The sequence below is a fragment of the Pseudonocardia yuanmonensis genome (assembly GCF_039542425.1).
In the GTDB taxonomy this organism is placed as follows: domain Bacteria; phylum Actinomycetota; class Actinomycetes; order Mycobacteriales; family Pseudonocardiaceae; genus Pseudonocardia; species Pseudonocardia yuanmonensis.
Genome location: NZ_BAABIC010000034.1, coordinates 1 through 15849 on the forward strand (window position 1 = coordinate 1; position 15849 = coordinate 15849).

General features: G+C 74.3%; 15 protein-coding genes. 4 read left to right on the forward strand and 11 right to left on the reverse strand.

Annotated elements, in window-relative coordinates:
• On the reverse strand, positions 1-1048 hold a 1048-nt coding region (locus ABD990_RS31780), incomplete at its 3' end, for a serine/threonine-protein kinase (protein ID WP_425569702.1).
• A 346-nt stretch (positions 1049-1394) separates the two neighbouring features.
• Here ABD990_RS31780 and ABD990_RS31785 point away from each other — a divergent pair.
• On the forward strand, positions 1395-2630 hold the full coding sequence (locus ABD990_RS31785; RefSeq protein WP_345384496.1) for an amidohydrolase: 1236 nt from the start codon (positions 1395-1397) through the stop codon (positions 2628-2630).
• 400 nt (positions 2631-3030) lie between these two features.
• Positions 3031-3744: a DUF559 domain-containing protein gene (locus tag ABD990_RS31790; RefSeq protein WP_345384497.1), complete on the forward strand. Its 714-nt coding sequence runs from the start codon at positions 3031-3033 to the stop codon at positions 3742-3744.
• 92 nt (positions 3745-3836) lie between these two features.
• On the opposite strand, the gene ABD990_RS31795 is transcribed toward ABD990_RS31790, so the two are convergent.
• Positions 3837-4286, reverse strand: a complete 450-nt coding sequence (locus ABD990_RS31795; protein ID WP_345384498.1) for a gamma-glutamylcyclotransferase — start codon at positions 4284-4286, stop codon at positions 3837-3839.
• 156 nt (positions 4287-4442) lie between these two features.
• Here ABD990_RS31795 and ABD990_RS31800 point away from each other — a divergent pair, with 156 nt between their 5' ends.
• On the forward strand, positions 4443-5846 hold the full coding sequence (locus tag ABD990_RS31800) for an NAD(P)H-quinone dehydrogenase (protein ID WP_345384499.1): 1404 nt from the start codon (positions 4443-4445) through the stop codon (positions 5844-5846).
• Between the two features lie 58 nt (positions 5847-5904).
• The gene (locus ABD990_RS31805) at positions 5905-6252 is read left to right on the forward strand and encodes a hypothetical protein (protein WP_345384500.1); all 348 of its coding nucleotides are present in this window, start codon (positions 5905-5907) and stop codon (positions 6250-6252) included.
• 81 nt (positions 6253-6333) lie between these two features.
• On the opposite strand, the gene ABD990_RS31810 is transcribed toward ABD990_RS31805, so the two are convergent.
• The 9 genes from ABD990_RS31810 to ABD990_RS31845 form a co-directional block, all read right to left on the reverse strand.
• Positions 6334-6837, reverse strand: a complete 504-nt coding sequence (locus ABD990_RS31810; protein WP_345384501.1) for a hypothetical protein — start codon at positions 6835-6837, stop codon at positions 6334-6336.
• Between the two features lie 221 nt (positions 6838-7058).
• On the reverse strand, positions 7059-7481 hold the full coding sequence (locus ABD990_RS31815; protein WP_345384502.1) for a GNAT family N-acetyltransferase: 423 nt from the start codon (positions 7479-7481) through the stop codon (positions 7059-7061).
• A 64-nt stretch (positions 7482-7545) separates the two neighbouring features.
• The gene (locus tag ABD990_RS31820) at positions 7546-9321 is read right to left on the reverse strand and encodes an acetyl/propionyl/methylcrotonyl-CoA carboxylase subunit alpha (RefSeq protein WP_345384503.1); all 1776 of its coding nucleotides are present in this window, start codon (positions 9319-9321) and stop codon (positions 7546-7548) included.
• Positions 9322-9383: 62 nt separating this feature from the next.
• On the reverse strand, positions 9384-9995 hold the full coding sequence (locus ABD990_RS34640; protein WP_486362913.1) for an SCO6045 C-terminal-like domain-containing protein: 612 nt from the start codon (positions 9993-9995) through the stop codon (positions 9384-9386).
• Positions 9996-10322: 327 nt separating this feature from the next.
• A complete protein-coding gene (locus ABD990_RS31825) occupies positions 10323-11300 on the reverse strand; it encodes a TIGR04222 domain-containing membrane protein (protein WP_345384504.1) in 978 nt (325 codons plus the stop codon).
• Between the two features lie 169 nt (positions 11301-11469).
• Positions 11470-11907, reverse strand: coding sequence for a SufE family protein (locus tag ABD990_RS31830; RefSeq protein WP_345384505.1), 438 nt, complete (start codon positions 11905-11907; stop codon positions 11470-11472).
• Positions 11904-12812, reverse strand: coding sequence for a sulfurtransferase (locus tag ABD990_RS31835; protein WP_345384506.1), 909 nt, complete (start codon positions 12810-12812; stop codon positions 11904-11906). Before ABD990_RS31835 ends, ABD990_RS31830 begins: the two co-directional genes overlap by 4 nt.
• Positions 12813-12856: 44 nt before the next feature.
• Complete coding sequence (locus ABD990_RS31840) at positions 12857-13489, reverse strand: Maf family protein (protein ID WP_345384507.1); 633 nt, start codon at positions 13487-13489, stop codon at positions 12857-12859.
• Positions 13490-13668: 179 nt separating this feature from the next.
• Positions 13669-15429: a hydrogenase maturation protein gene (locus tag ABD990_RS31845; protein ID WP_345384508.1), complete on the reverse strand. Its 1761-nt coding sequence runs from the start codon at positions 15427-15429 to the stop codon at positions 13669-13671.
• Positions 15430-15849: the final 420 nt, after the last annotated feature.

Below are 15849 nucleotides of genomic sequence, written 5' to 3' on the forward strand. Positions count from 1 at the left end.
CGAGCGCCGCGGCCAGGCCGCGCGGGGCGGGCGGCGCCGGCTCGACGGCCGGTGCGCGGGTCGAGCCGGCCGGGCCGAGGGTGCCGCCCCACGGCTCGGACACCGGCACCGGACCCGACGCGGCCACCCGCGGCTCGGGCACGGCCTCCGGCCGGGCGACGGCGGAAAAGGCGGTCGGGGCGTCGGGGGAGCCGGGGTAGAGCGGGTCGTCCGGGTCGTCGAGCAGCGGGCGCAGCCGGCGGCGCACCTCGTCGAGCGGCATCCGCTGGTCGGGGTCCTTCACCATCAGCGCCGCGATGACCTCGGAGACCGGGCCGGCCTCCCGCGGGCGGGGCACGTCGCCGTCGACGACCTCGGTGATCGTGGAGACGGGGTCGCCCTTGACGTCGTAGGGCGGGCGGCCCTCGACCGCGGCGAACAGGGTGGCGCCCAGGCCCCACAGGTCGGCGGCGGGCGTGACCGCGGCGCCCATCGCGACCTCGGGGGCGATGTAGGCGGGGGAGCCGAGGACGAGCCCGGCCGTGGTCATCGGGGCGTCCGAGGCGTTGCGCGCGATGCCGAAGTCGGTGAGCTTGATCCGCCCGTCGTGGGCGACGAGGACGTTCCCGGGTTTCACGTCCCGGTGGGTGATCCCGGCGCGGTGCGCGGCCCGCAGCGCGGCGGCCGTGGCGTACCCGACGACGGCGGCCTGCCGCGGGCTCAGCCGGCCCTGCTCGGAGATGATCGTCGCGAGGTTGCGCGAGGGGACCATCTCGAGGACGACGAGCGGCTCGCCGGCGGCGTCGACGACGTCGAACACGGTGATCACGTTCGGGTGCGAGAGCCCGCCCAGGGCCCGCGCCTCGCGGAGCATCCGCTCGCGCATCCCGAGCGCCTCGCGCTCCGGGACCCCGCGGGGGACCTTCAGCTCCTTGACCGCCACCCGGCGGCGCAGGACCTCGTCGTACCCCGACCAGACGGTGCCCATCGCCCCGCTGCCGAGCTGCGCGGAGAGGCGGTACCGGTCGCCGACGACGCGGCCCGGCTGCTCGTCTTCCTGCGTGGACACGCGCCCATTCTCGGCGATGGCCGCCGCACGCGTGCGGGCGGGTACGCCGGGGGACACCCCGGACGGGGCCTGGACCAGCACAAACGGGCACGTCACGTGACCGGGTGACGACGGTGCGCAGCCCCCCTCCCGTCGCCGAACGGCACCCCCGCCCGTTCGTCGCAACCCGGCGCAACCGCTCGTCACGGGTCGCCTCGCCGTCCGCAGCATCGCGCCGACCCCTCGGCGCGGATACCCGGTGAACGTCCGGTTTCGGGTTGGTACACCGCTGACCGGGTGAGCACCATGGACGAATGCAGGACAGAGCGAAGAGCCCTCGAGGGGCGGGTCGAGCCGGTGATGTCCGGTGACCCTGCTCGAGGCGCACCCCGAGCTCGCGACCAGCGGTGACCAGGTGGTCACCGACCTCGGCGCGGGCACCGGCCCGGCCTGGCTGGACCAGTGGCTCGCGGCCCACCGGTCCGACGTCGTCGCCGTCCGCCGGTCGCTGCACTCCGTACCGGAACTCGGGCGTGACGAGCATCGTACGACCGCCCTCGTGGCCCGCCGCCTGATGGCCGCCGGCCTCGAGCCCCGCACCCTGCCCGGCGGCACCGGCCTCGTCTGCGACGTGGGCCGCGGCGACCGCTGCGTGGCCCTGCGCGCCGACCTCGACGCCCTGCCCCTCGGCGAGGAGACCGGGCTGCCGTTCGCGTCCACGGTGCCCAACGTGATGCACGCCTGCGGGCACGACGCGCACACCGCGATGGTGCTCGGCGCCGGCCTCGCGCTCGCCTCCGCCCCCTCGCTGCCCGGCCGGGTGCGGCTGGTGTTCCAGCCCGCCGAGGAGGTCCAGCCCGGCGGCGCGATCGACGTCGTGGCCGACGGTGCGATGGACGACGTCGAGCGCATCTTCGCGCTGCACTGCGACCCCCGGCTGGAGGTCGGCCGGCTCGGCACCCGCGTCGGGCCGATCACCTCGGCGTGCGACGTCGTCGAGATCCGGCTGACCTCGCCCGGCGGGCACACCGCCCGCCCCCACCTGACCGGCGACCTCGTCGAGGCGCTCGGACTGCTGATCACCCAGCTCCCGCTGCTGCTCACCCGCCAGGTCGACCCGCGCTCGGGCACCGTCCTGGTCTGGGGCGCGGTGCAGGCCGGCGAGGCCGCCAACGCGATCCCCCAGGCCGGCGTGCTGCGCGGCACGCTGCGCACCGCCGACCACGCCACCTGGACCGAGCTGGAGGACAAGTTCCGCGCGCTGGTCGCGGCCGTCCTCGCGCCGCTCGGCGTCGGGTACGTGATCGACCACATCCGCGGCGTCCCCCCGGTGGTCAACGAGGCCGTGAGCTCCGGCATGCTGCGCGACGCCGCCATCCTCACCGGCGGGCCCGACGCCGCCGCCGACACCGAGCAGTCCAGCGGCGGCGAGGACTTCGCGTGGTACCTGGAGAAGGTGCCGGGCGCGATGGCGCGGCTGGGGGTGTGGCCGGGGGTGGGTCCGATGAAGGACATCCACCAGCCCACCTTCGACCTCGACGAACGCGCCCTCCCCTTCGGCGTCCGGGTCCTGGTGAACAGCGCCCTGCAAGCCCTGGCCTGACCCGCGGGTCGCGCTCCCGGGCTTCCGCGAGTCGTTCCCTGAGCGTCCGCGAGTCGCGCTGTGGGCTTCGGCGAGTCGGGCAGGAGTTGTCCACAGGAGCCCGTCGCGATCCACAGCTGACGAGACGACGCCTGTGCAAGGGACTCCGCGCCGCACAGTGTCAGCGTGTTCGAAACGAGCTCCACGCCTATGGGGTCCGTCGCCGCACCGACCTCGACCGGGAGATCGGGAGATCAGCAGTGCATCGTGCCATCCACACGGGTGAGTGGCAGTCCTCGTGGCCCGGCGTCCTTGTTCCGGCCGCGCGATCCGGTGATCCGCTGACCATCGCTGCGGCTGCGCTCACCTTCGCCGGTGACCGCGCGGTGATCACCGGCTGGACGGCATCCTGGCTGCACGGATGCACGGCCGTGATCCGCTGCCCGTCCAGATCTCCGTGCCGTACGGGCACTGGCTCCGCACTCGGCCCGGGCTCGTCGTGCACAACGGACTCGCTCTCGAGGATGATGCGGTCGAGGTTGCGGGCCTCTCCGTGCTCCGTCTGGAGCGCGTCGTCGCCGACCTGCTCTGCCGCGACCGACCTCAGGATGCGTTCGCCGTGCTCGATCAGGCACTCGCCGCGGCCGGCGAGGCAGGCCGTGAGCGACGCCGTGCGGCGATCGGGGAGAAGATCGCCACCCGGCCCGATCCACGGGGCAGGAAGCGGGCCCTCGCGCTCCTGGGCCTCGCGTCGGGCCGCGCGTTGTCACCCGCGGAGAGCCGCATGCTCTACAGGTTGGTCGACCTCGGCTTCCCTGCTCCCCAGGCAAATCTCCCGGTGCGTGATGCGAACGGCCAGGTTCTGTTCCTGCTCGACCATGCCTGGCCGGAATTCCGCATCGCGTTGGAATACGACGGGCATGCCGCGCACCTCGGTCGGGAGGACGAGGACGCCGCCCGACAGGCGGAACTCGAACGCAGGGGCTACATCGTCATTCGCGTGCGGGCCGAGGGCATGCGTGACGTGACCCGGCTCGAGCGGGAACTGAGTGCGGCTTTCCGCGCACGAGGCCTCGTCCTGCGGCGGCAGCCCGGGAGTCTTCAGACGCGACGACACCGCGAGCGTCAGGCCTGAACATAAGGCGCGACTCGCGGGAGCTCGGGGCGCGACTCGCGGGAGCTCGGGGCGCGACTCGCGGGAGCTCGGGGCGCGTCTCGCGGGGGCGGTCAGACGCTCTTCTGGCTGGGGCGGTTGCGGAGTTCGGTGACGTAGTCGTCCGGGGCGCCGGCGGCTTCCGCGGCGTCGGCGATCACGCCGAGGTAGCGGGCGCTGGGGAGACCGCCCTCGTAGGCGTTGAGCACGTAGATCCAGGCGAGCACGCTGCCCTCGAGGGTCTGCACCCGCAGGCGGAGCTTCTTGTGCAGCCCGAGCTCGCCACCCTCCCAGCGGTCGAGCTGGGCGGCGTCGTGGTCCGGGACGTCGTAGAGCACCACGAACACCTGGGAGCCGGGGTCCTCGACCACCGTGGAGAGTGCGCCCTCCCAGGCGTAGTCCTCGCCGCCGAAGGTCAGGCGCCAGCCCATGAGCCACCCGGTGCCCGCCATCGGCGAATGGGGGGCGCGCTCCTTCATCTGGCTCGGATCCATGTTCGAGCCGTAGGCGGCGTACAGCGGCACGGGGACAGGGTAACGGCGCCCGCCTTGTCCGGGTCCCTCGGGACCGCTCGGCGGACACGCGTACGGTATGAACGGGCGCCGGGCGGCGTCCGCACCGGTCGGATCGATCCAGGACCGGCCGTCGGATCGGCTGTCTCGCGGAGGGGCGTGCGTACGGTGACCCGCATCGTGATCATGGGAGGCGGCCCCGCCGGGTACGAGGCGGCGCTGGTCGCGGCCCAGCACGGCAGCGACGTGACCGTCGTCGAGAAGGACGGCATGGGCGGCGCCTGCGTGCTGCACGACTGCGTGCCCTCCAAGACCTTCATCTCCTCCGCCGCGGTCCGCGTGGACCTGCACCGCGCCGAGGACCTGGGCGTGCTGCTGGACCGCAACACCGCCGGCGTCGACCTGCCGAAGGTCAACGGCCGCGTGAAGGGACTGGCGCTGGCGCAGTCGGCGGACATCCGGGCCCGGGTGGAGAGCGAGGGTGTCCGGATCATCCACGGCACGGCCGCCTTCATCGACGAGACGTCCGGCCGCCAGCCGCACACCGTCGAGGCGCGGCACCAGGACGGCACCGTCGAGAAGCTGCCCGCCGACACCGTGCTCATCGCGACCGGCGCCACCCCACGCGTGCTCGAGTCGGCCAGGCCGGACGGCGAGCGCATCCTCACCTGGCGCCAGCTCTACGACCTCCCCGCGCTGCCCGAGCACCTGATCGTGGTCGGCTCCGGCGTCACCGGCGCCGAGTTCGTCTCCGCGTACGTGGAGCTGGGCTGCAAGGTCACGCTGATCTCCAGCCGGGATCGCGTCCTCCCCAGCGAGGACGCCGATGCCGCGGCCGTCCTCGAGGACGTCTTCGCCGAGCGCGGGGTCGACATCCTCCCGAAGGCCCGCGCCGAGTCCGTGGTCCGCGACGGCGACGGCGTGGTCGTCACCCTCGCGGACGGCCAGGTCGTCCGCGGCTCGCACGCGCTGATGACGGTCGGGTCCGTGCCGAACACCCGGGACATCGGCCTGGAGAAGATCGGGATCGAGACGGACCGCGGCGGGTTCATCCCCGTCGACCGCGTCTCGCGCACCTCCGTCCCCGGCATCTACGCCGCGGGCGACTGCACCGGGCTGCTCATGCTGGCGTCGGTCGGCTCCATGCAGGGCCGCATCGCGATGTGGCACGCCCTGGGCGAGGGCGTCGCACCGATCCGGCTGCGCACCGTCGCGTCGAACGTCTTCACCCGCCCCGAGATCGCGACCGTCGGCATCAGCCAGCGGGCGATCGACGCCGGCGAGGTCCCGGCCCGCACGGTCGTGCTCCCGCTGGCCACGAACCCGCGGGCGAAGATGCGCGGGCTGCGGCGCGGCTTCGTCAAGCTGTTCTGCCGCCCGGCCACGGGCGTCGTGATCGGCGGCGTGGTCGTGGCCCCGGTGGCGAGCGAGCTCGTGCTGCCGATCGCGATGGCGGTGCAGAACGGGCTGGGTGTCGACGACCTCGCCCACACCTTCTCCGTCTACCCCTCGCTGTCCGGCTCGATCACCGAGGCCGGCAGGCAGCTCATGCAGCACAGCGATCTGGACTAGGGGCCGTCTCCGGGTCATCCCCGATCCCGCGTGCTCCGGCGCGGCGGACCGTGGGGGCATGACCACTCCCGTCTCCACCCGCGTACCGGTGCTGCCGGTGGTCGCGGCCGGGGTCGCCGGGCAGCTCGCCGACGACCTCCTGTTCGTGTTCCTGCCCTCCTTCCCGGGCGCGGCGGCGATCCTGTCGATCGTGCTGACCGCCGGCGCCGCCCGGCTGGTCACGGCCAGGCTGCACGGCGCCGCCGTGCCGCGCGCCGGACTCGCCGTCGGTGCCGTCTCGGCGGGCGTCGGGCTGCTGCTGAGCGGGCTCGGGCTCGTGACGATCCTGATCGCCGGCCTGACGGTGCTCGCCGGCGTGGCCGGCGCGATCCTCGGCCGCCCCGAGGTGCGACCGCACCGCGACTGACGCCCACGGTCCTCGACCGCGTACGCGTCCTGAACGACCGGCACCCCCGGCGGACGGTGTCCGCCGGGGGTGCCGGGTCGGTCAGCCCGCCGCGGCGAGGCCGGGGCCGGGTGCCGCGCGGCAGGACGCGAGGACGCACGCCTCGGCCGCCCGCGCGGGCCGGATCGGGGCCGCCGCGGCGGAGAGGCTCCCCGCGAACGGCCACTCACCGGCGAAGCGCTGCAGGTACCAGAAGACGAACAGGTAGTCCTGCGTGTCGGGCTCCGCGACGAACACCGCGCGGGCGGGCAGCCGCTCCACCCAGCGGGCGTAGGCGATCGTCGCGAGGGCCGGGGGACGCGCGGCCCGCCGGGTGGCGAGCCAGTCCCCGGCCCGGGTGCGCCAGTCCTGCAGCGACGCCGGGTGCAGGGTGGCGCCGGGCAGCTCCCGCAGGTTCGCGGTGAACGTCCCGGTCGGGACCCCGTCGGCACGGTGCGCCGCCGAGGTCAGGGTGAGCAGGGAGTGCGGGCCCGGGATGGGCCCGTCGGTGTGGATGTGGGTCGTGACGAACACGGTCGTCGGGTCGGACGGGGTGTCGGGGGGCATGACGGATCCTTGTTCCCGAGTGGTTGTCGAGGACGTGCCCGCGACGAGGTGGCCTCGTGTCGGGCGGGATCCGCGGCGCGGTCCGGGCCGCGTGGCGGAGGGACCGGGCCCCGTGGGGTGATCACACGGGTGCGTGTCGGGCGCTGTGTACTTGTGCAGCACAGGCGCGGCGGCACGGTCGAACCTGGCGGTTCGGAGTCAACCCGACCCCTCGGGTGACGTCAATCCATGATCAGCAGATCGGGCGCACCGGACCGCGCGGCGAGCCGGGCCGCGGCCGGTCCGGAACCGGCGCACCGGATGCGGTCCAGGCCGAGCCCGCCGGCCGCGAAGCGCAGGACGGAGCCGAGCGCGGTCGCGGTCATGCCCCGGCCGCGGGCGCGCTCGAGCGCCCAGCAGGTGATCGCGGGGCGGTCGCCGTCGAGCCCGGTCAGGGCGATCTCCCCGAGCATCTCGCCGGTGGTCGGCTCGGCGACCGCCCACGAACACCCCGTGCCCGACGACCACTGCGCGGCCCGGAGCCGGACGTGCGCGAGCGCGTCGGGCACGCCGGCCTCGGTGAGGGAGGGAACGTCCGTGATCCGGTCGTCGGCGCGTAGGGCGCGCAGGTACCAGGTCCCGGCGTTGATCTCGACGGGGTCCATCGGTGCAGGTCGGAGGAGGTCGTGAGTGCCGAGTGCCCTTCCAGGGGCACTCGGCACTCACGGGTCAGTCCTTGATCTCGCAGACGACCGTGCCCTGGGAGATGGAGGAGCCGGCCTCGGCGGACAGCCCGGTGACCGTGCCGTCCTTGTGCGCGGTGACCGGGTTCTCCATCTTCATCGCCTCGAGGACCACGATCAGGTCGCCCGCGGACACGGTGTCGCCCTCGGACACCGCGACCTTGATGATCGTGCCCTGCATCGGCGCGGTGACGGCGTCCCCGGAGGCCTTGGCCCCGCCGCCGCCCCCGCCGCGCTTGCGTGGCTTGGCCTTGGCGGCACCGCCGCCGGCCCCGCCGCCGCCGAACGAGATGTCGCCGGGCAGCGAGACCTCGACGCGCTTGCCGCCGACCTCGACCACGACGCTCTGCCGCGGCGCGGCCTCCTCGTCGGCCTCGCTCGTGCCGGTGAACGGCTCGACGGTGTTGTCCCACTCGGTCTCGATCCAGCGGGTGTGGACCAGGAAGTCCTCCTCGCGGTCGGCCGCGAAGGCCGGGTCGGACACGACGAGCCGGTGGAAGTCCAGCACCGTGGCCATGCCGCCGACCTGGAACTCGGCCAGGGCCCGGCGGGAGCGCTCGAGCGCCTGGTTCCGGTCGGAGCCGGAGACGATCAGCTTGGCCAGCAGCGAGTCGAACTGACCGCCGACGACCGACCCGGCCTCGACGCCGGCGTCGACGCGCACGCCCGGCCCGGCCGGGTAGGCGATCGACTCCACGGTGCCGGGGGCGGGCAGGAAGTTGCGGCCCGCGTCCTCGCCGTTGATCCGGAACTCGATCGAGTGCCCGCGGGGCTCCGGGTCGTCGAGGAGGTTGAGCTCCTTGCCCTCGGCGATGCGGAACTGCTCGCGCACCAGGTCGAGGCCCGACGTCTCCTCGGACACCGGGTGCTCGACCTGCAGCCGGGTGTTGACCTCGAGGAACGTGATCAGCCCGTCCTGCCCGATGAGGAACTCGACGGTGCCGGCGCCGTAGTAGCCGGCCTCCTTCACGATCGCCTTCGAGGCGTCGTAGAGCGTCTTGCGCTGCTCCTCGCTGAGGAAGGGCGCGGGGGCCTCCTCGACGAGCTTCTGGAACCGGCGCTGCAGCGAGCAGTCCCGGGTGCCGACGACGATGACGTTGCCGTGGGTGTCGGCGAGCACCTGGGTCTCGACGTGCCGCGGCTTGTCCAGGTAGCGCTCGACGAAGCACTCGCCGCGCCCGAAGGCGGCGGTGGCCTCGCGGACCGCCGACTCGTAGAGCTCGGCGATCTCCTTCTCGTCGCGCGCGACCTTCATGCCGCGCCCGCCACCGCCGAACGCCGCCTTGATCGCGACGGGCAGGCCGTGCTCCTTGGTGAACTCGATCACCTCGTCGGCGCCGGAGACCGGGTCGGCGGTGCCGGGGACGAGCGGGGCGCCGGCGCGCATGGCGATGTGCCGGGCGGTGACCTTGTCGCCGAGGTCGCGGATCGACTGCGGCGAGGGGCCGATCCAGGTGATCCCGGCGTCGATCACGGCCTGGGCGAAGTCGGCGTTCTCCGACAGGAAGCCGTAGCCGGGGTGGATCGCGTCGGCCTCGGCCTGCTTCGCGGCCCCGATCACCTTGTCGAAGTCGAGGTAGGACTCCGCGGCGGTGGTACCGCCCAGCGCGTAGGCCTCGTCGGCCAGCCGGACGAACAGCGCGTCACGGTCCGGGTCGGCGTAGACCGCGACACTGGCAAGGCCCGCGTCCCGTGCGGCCCGGATCACCCGTACGGCGATCTCCCCGCGGTTGGCGACGAGAACTTTGCGCAGTTCAGGCACGTTCGATCTCCTCGAGCTCGCGGCCGACCCCCGTTGCGCCGGCGCGTTGGTTACCGCGGAGTCTAGGAGTTCACCCAGCGAACACGAACGCGAGCGGATGTGGCATCCGTCATCGAACGGTCACCGCTGACTGCCTCTCCTGCGCCGGGGCGTTCCCCGCGGGGCCGCGACGAAACCCGCGTTGAGCGCCGGAACAGGGCGCCGACCTGGGTGATCAGCCGCCGCAGGCGCCGCGGCCGGGGCGGGCGGACGTCGTAGCGGAAGGCGCGCTCGCGCTCGACGAGCTCTCTGCGGGCTCCCTCGCTCAGCCTTCCGGCGTCCCGGGCGGCCCGGGCGACGTCCCAGCCGTCGCGCAGCGCGCCCGCCACCGGACGTCCGGCGAGCACCGTGCAGGCCAAGCCGGTCCAGTCCGCGCCGAGGCCGGCCGCGAGCAGCGGCCACGCCGCGGCGGCCTGCCCGGACCGCTTGCGCAGCAGCGCCGCCCGGGTCGCAGCGAGCCGGTCGGTGGCGAACCCCGGCGGGTCCGGGTGCGTCGACGAGGGCGGCGACGAGCGCGGCCTGGCGGGCCCGCGAGGTCGCTCACGGCCCGGGCTCCAGCCGCGCCGACGCCGCGATCGCCCCGAGCTCCCCGCGCAGCTCGGCGGCGGGCGGTGGCGGCCGTCCCGCTCGAGCATCACGGCCGGCGCGGCGCCGCGCTCCCGGACCTCCTCGAGCAGGGCCAGCACCGCCGGCGGGACGGGGTCGAGGTGCGTGGGCCGAGCCGCACCCCGTGCGGGACCAGCGGGATCCCGCGTGCCCGCAGGTCCGTCACCCCTCGAGACGGACCTGCGGACGGACGGTCGGCCCGGTCGGGCCGGAGGTCCAGCGACTCCGCGATCACCTCGCCGAACCCGAGGGCCGGGCACCCCTGGCACCACCCCGGCGATCTCCGGCCGCCAACCGACGCCGAGGCCGCTCACGGACGGACGGGCGCCGGGCGCGGGCGTGGGCTCGCCGGGCGCTCAGCCGCCGCAACCACCGCCGCCTCCGCCACCCCCACCACCACCGCCGCCACAGCTGCTGCCGCCGGAGACCCAGCCGCTGCCGCCGGAGACCCAGCCGCTGCCGCCGGAGACCCAGCCGCTGCTGCCGGAGTCGGAGTAGCCGCCGCTCCACCCGCCGGTCGCGCCTGCGGCCTTCTGCGCGGCCAGCTCGTCGGCGAAGGCCGGGTCGGAGGCCCAGAGCGCGCCCATCCCGAAGATCCCGACGCCGAGTGCGGCCGCGCCGGCGCCGTGCGCGACCCAGTCCGGCTTCAGGCCCGGCGATAGCTCGGAGTGCTTGTCGCGGAGGAGGTCCAGGGCCCGCTGGCCGGCCAGGGTGCGCTGCGGCACCCGGACCAGCTGCACCAGCCCGATGACGCCGACGACGACGGTCGACGCGACGAGGAGGCCGATCGGCCGGGCGTTCGCCACCCCGGCGACGATCCGGACCAGCCCGAACGCGGCCACGGCGAGCATCCAGCCGCCGATCCGGCGGATCTGGTCCCGCCGGGCCCCGGACAGCAGGAGCTGCTCGGCGACCAACCGGTCCCGGATCCGGTCGAGTGCCGCGGCGACCTGGCCGTGGAAGCGCAGCCGGTGCTGCGGGGTCGGCGAACCCGCACTCGCGTGGATCGCCCGCTCGAGCTCCGTGGCCCGCGTCCCGGGCCGGCCGACGGCCTGGACCATGCCGTGCCCGGCGGTCGCGATCGTGCCGGACAGGTGCATCGCGCTCAGCGCGGACCACACGGCCAGCTCCGGGCCGCCGTGCAGGTACGCCACGTCCTGCGGTCGCTCGGAGAGTGCGCCGGACCGGTCGCCGGGGGTGCTCCCGGCGGCGGCGATCCGGCGCCGCGCCCGCGTGGCGGCGACGAGCACCAGCACGGCGAGGACGAGGTAGAGGAACAGGAAGGTGGGGCCATCGATGCCCCAGGTGTCGCCCGGTGCGGCGAGGACCGCCATCACGACCACCCCCCGGTCGGTCGGTCGTCCTGTGGGACGAACTGTGACGACCACAGGATGGGGGTGGCCCACGCCACTGCGGAACGTTCTTGACGAAGGCTTAGGGTTCGCCTCCGGCCGTGCCCTCAGCGGTTCCTCAGCGATCCTCGGCAGCCCCTCGGCCCGTTCCTCAGCTCCCGACGGCGGCCCGCACCTGCTTCTTGATCCGCGCGAGCATCGCGGCCATGCCGCGGATCCGCAGCGGGCTCACGGCCTGCGTGAGGCCGAGGGCCGTGTAGAAGTCGTCCGGCACCCCGAGCACCTCGCGCGCGGGCTCGCCGTCCAGCCCGGTGTGCATGATCCCGGCGAAGCCGCGGGTGGTGGGGGCCTCGGGCGGGGCGGAGAAGAAGAGGTGCACGTGCCGGTCCGGGTCGTCGTCGACCTCGACGGCGAGGAACAGCGGCGACTGGCACTCGTGCACCTGCTCCATCGACCCCGCCGCGTCGGCGTAGCGGTCCGGCAGGTCCGGGAGTTCCTGGCTGAGCTCGAGGAGGAGCTGCAGGCGGTCCTTCGGACCGACCGCCTCGAAGTCCTCGACGAGTTCCGCCAGGGCGGGGGGCAGGCTCACGACTTCCCCCTCACGGGCTCGGCCGAGCCCTTCTCCGACCCCTGCACGATCGGGACCCGGACCGAGTTGCCCCACTCGGTCCAGCTGCCGTCGTAGTTGCGGACGCCCTCGAACCCGAGCAGGTAGGACAGCACGAACCACGTGTGGCTGGACCGCTCGCCGATCCGGCAGTACGCGATCGTCGGCGAGTCCTTCGCCAGCCCCTGCTCCTCCTCGTAGATCGCGGCGAGCTCCGTGCGGGACTTGAAGGTGCCGTCCTCGTTCGCGGCGCGGGCCCACGGCACGCTCGACGCCCCGGGGATGTGGCCGCCGCGGACCGCACCCTCCTGCGGGTAGTCCGGCATGTGCAGCAGCTCGCCGGAGTACTCGCCCGGGGACCGGACGTCGACGAGCTGGCCGCCGAGGTGGCCCAGCACGTCCTCCTTGAAGGCGCGGATGGCGATGTCGTCCCGCTCGACGACCGGGTACTCGACCTGGTTCGGCTTGGGCTGGTCGGTGGTCATCTCGCGGCCCTCGGCGACCCACTTGGCGCGGCCGCCGTCGAGGATCCGGACGTCCTCGTGGCCGAACAGCCGGAACACCCACAGGGCGTAGGTGGCCCACCAGTTGTTGCGGTCGCCGTAGAACACGACGGTGCTCTCGCGCGCGATGCCGCGCTCGCCGCAGAGCTTCGCGAAGGCCTCCGCGTCGACGTAGTCCCGGGTGACCGGGTGGTTCAGCTCGGTGTGCCAGTCCACCTTCACCGCACCGGGGATGTGGCCGGTGTCGTACAGCAGCACGTCCTCGTCCGACTCGACGACGACGACGTCCGCGTCGCCGAGGTGCTCGGCCAGCCAGGAGGTGGTGACGAGTCGCTCCGGGTGGGCGTACTCGGCGAGCTTCGGGTCCGGGTCAGTGGGAGCCATGGCCGCGAGGGTAGTCCGCGGGACCGGCCGTGCGCCGCCGGTCGTCAGTCCTCCGGGGGAGTTGTCCACAGGTCCGTCGGGGAGATTCCCAGCGCGCCCAGCAGCCGCCGGACCAGCGGCAGGCTGATCCCGATGACGTTGGACGGGTCGCCGTCGATGCCGTCGACGAACCAGCCGCCGAGCCCGTCGAGCGTGAAGGCGCCCGCGACGGCGAGCGGCTCCCCGGTGGCGAGGTAGGCCTCCAGCTCGGCGTCCGTCGGGGTGCCGAACCGGACGGTGGTGCTCGCGTGTCCCTCGGCGACCCGCTCGATCTCGCCGTCGACGACGTGCAGCACCGCGTGCCCGGTGACGAGCTCGCCGGTCCGCCCGGCCATCGCCTTCCAGCGGGTGCGGGCGGTGTCGACGTCGTGCGGCTTGCCGACCAGGTCGCCGTCGATGAGCAGCATGGAGTCGCAGCCGATCACGACGGCCTCGTCCGGCGTCCCGTCCAGCGTCCGGGCGACGGCCGTGGCCTTGGCGCCGGCCAGCGTCGTCACCTTCTCGGCCGCGGGGGCGCCCGGGATCGCGGCGAGCAGCGCGTCCTCGTCGACGTCGGAGACCGTCACGAGCGGGTCGAGGCCGGCGGAGCGAAGCACGGACAGGCGGGCGGGGGAGGCGGACGCGAGGACCAGACGCACGCGGGCGACTCTACGAGCGCCCCCGGCACCCGGGAGCGGCACGTGGTGCCGGAGCGCCACCTGCCGGAGACGGGAGCCATGCCCCGACCCTGCTCCGCCGGCCGTCCCGGGGCGTCGCCGTGCAGGTCGATCCCGGGTGGAGCCGCGAGCTCCACCCGGGGGTGGACCAGGGGCCGGACTCAGCCCGCGATCCCCGTGACGACCGCGTCGTCCAGCCCGGACCCGGCCCCGGCCGGCGCCTCGCGGACGGACCGCGCGACCGTCGGGTCGTCGAAGGAGGTGTCCTTGACCTTCTTCACGAACTCGTGCCGCAGCCGGGCGTAGCCGAAGCGGTCGTCGAACATGTCCCGGCTCATCTCGGCCAGCTCCTGGACACGGTAGGTCTCGAGCGGGCGGCGCAGCTCGTCGGCCTCCCGGGCGGCCTGCTTGGCGGCCAGGGCGGCGGCGTACCCGTCACCCGTGGCGAGCCGGATCGCGTGCTCGACCACCTGCTCGTCGAAGGCCGCGCGGTCGCCGTCGAGCACCTCGTCGACCAGGCCCGTGCGCAGGGCCTCGGCCGCCCCGACCGGCAGGCAGTCCCGGGTGAACCGGACGGCGTCGGCCAGGCCGACCCGCCGCGGCAGGGCGTAGGTCCAGTACTCCGAACCGGTCAGGCCCATGTTGCGGTAGTGCGGGTTGAGCACGGCCCCACGGCGCAGCAGGACGGTGTCGGCGCCGAGCGCCATCATCACGCCGCCCGCGCCCGCCGGGCCCCCCACCGCGGTCACGACGAGCTGCGAGGTGCAGGTGAGCAGCTCGCGGCAGACGTCGTTGATCGCGTTGATGTTCCGCCAGCTCTCCCCGGTCGGGTCCGGCCGGCCCTCGGCGACGTTCAGGTGGATGCCGTTGGAGAAGATCTCCCCGCCCTCGAAGACCAGGACCTTCGTGTCCTGCGCGGCCGCGTGCCGCAGGGCCGCCGCCACCCGGTGGCCCTGGCCCGCGGACATGGCGCCGTTGTAGAGATCGGCGCGCACGACGCCCACGCACCCGTCCGGGCCGACACGGCGGTAACTGATCTCGCGGTAGCCGTCCGACGGCCCGGTCGGCCGCTCCAGCGACTCCGGCACCTCGTCCAGCGCCCCCTCCAGCGCGGCGCCGAGCACCATCGCGGTCGGCAGCTTCACCCCGCCCGGGACGCGGGCGTGCCCGATCCAGACCGCCCCGTCCCCGGTGCGCACGAGGACGGCGCCGTGCCGGCGCAGCGCGATCGAGCCGGGCTCGCCCGGGGTGGCGGAGCCGCGGTGGGCGTCGAACACCGACAGCGCGACGCCGGCCAGCTCGGACCGGACGCCCGGCGCGCCGTCGCCCGCCCGCACCCGGCGCAGGACGTGGTCCGTCGGGTCCTCCCAGGAGAACGCCCGGTCGGTCTGCTTCATGGTCGGCCGGAGGCGGCCGATCACGGCGTCCCCGGACGACTCGGCCGGCACCGGCTCGAACGCCGGGTCCTGGGCCTTGGCGACGACCTCGCGGGCGAGCTCGAGCGCGGCGTCGGCCACCGGTCCGTTGTAGACCGCGGACTTGCGCGGCGGCTCGGCCGGCATCGGGAAGGTCCGGTGCCCCCAGATCGGACCCGCGTCCATCTCCTCGACGGCCTGCAGCGCGGTGACCCCCCACACCGGCTCGGCGTCCGTGATCGCCCAGTCGATCGACGACGGGCCGCGGTCCCCCAGCGGGCCCGGGTGGATCACGACGACGCGGTGGTCCCGCCAGACGTCCTCGGGCACCCGCTCCTTCAGGAACGGGCAGAGCACGAGCTCGGGGCGCGTCGTCTCGACGGCCTTGCGGATCGCCGCCTCGTCGTGGGCCAGGCGCACGTCGAGGTGGTGCCCGTCCTCGCGGAGCTCCGTCCAGACGCGCTGGGTCAGCCCGTTGTAGGACGAACAGAGCAGCAGGATTCTCACGTACTTCTCCGGGTGATCGACCAGTGGGGGAGCACTGCCGACCGGGCGCGACGCTGCACCGCGGCCTCCACGACCGCGCGCGGGTTGCCCCCCGGTGCTGCACGTGGACCGCGAGGGACGTTACCTCGATCGCGACGGTGATCGACTGGGCCGAACGGCGCAGAAGATCGACTCCGGGCGGAGGTACCCGACCGGCGGGCGAGAACGTCGTCGCAGGTGGTCACGGGTGCGCCGGACCAGGGATTTCGCACGTCGACACGCCGAAGTGGACGCGGTGAGTCGCCGAGCGGTCACCTCGGGTGCTCCGCCGCTGCTCCCTAGGGGTGAATTCGCCGCGCTCCGGGGTCGGACGGGCACGCGCGGTCGCGTCGTCGGCGATCTCGTGCCGGCGCGTCCGAAAGGCCCATCGTCCGCCTCCGC

What these genes read in the sequence shown, in the direction of transcription:
- ABD990_RS31810 (WP_345384501.1), bottom strand. Translation starts at nt 6,837, where the DNA reads ATGCCCCCCGACACCCCGTCCGACCCGACGACCGTGTTCGTCACGACC.
- ABD990_RS31835 (WP_345384506.1), bottom strand. Translation starts at nt 12,812, where the DNA reads ATGGCTCCCACTGACCCGGACCCGAAGCTCGCCGAGTACGCCCACCCG.
- ABD990_RS31805 (WP_345384500.1), top strand. Translation starts at nt 5,905, where the DNA reads ATGACCACTCCCGTCTCCACCCGCGTACCGGTGCTGCCGGTGGTCGCG.
- ABD990_RS31790 (WP_345384497.1), top strand. Translation starts at nt 3,031, where the DNA reads ATGCACGGCCGTGATCCGCTGCCCGTCCAGATCTCCGTGCCGTACGGG.
- ABD990_RS31815 (WP_345384502.1), bottom strand. Translation starts at nt 7,481, where the DNA reads ATGGACCCCGTCGAGATCAACGCCGGGACCTGGTACCTGCGCGCCCTA.
- ABD990_RS34640 (WP_486362913.1), bottom strand. Translation starts at nt 9,995, where the DNA reads ATGCTCGAGCGGGACGGCCGCCACCGCCCGCCGCCGAGCTGCGCGGGG.
- ABD990_RS31825 (WP_345384504.1), bottom strand. Translation starts at nt 11,300, where the DNA reads ATGGCGGTCCTCGCCGCACCGGGCGACACCTGGGGCATCGATGGCCCC.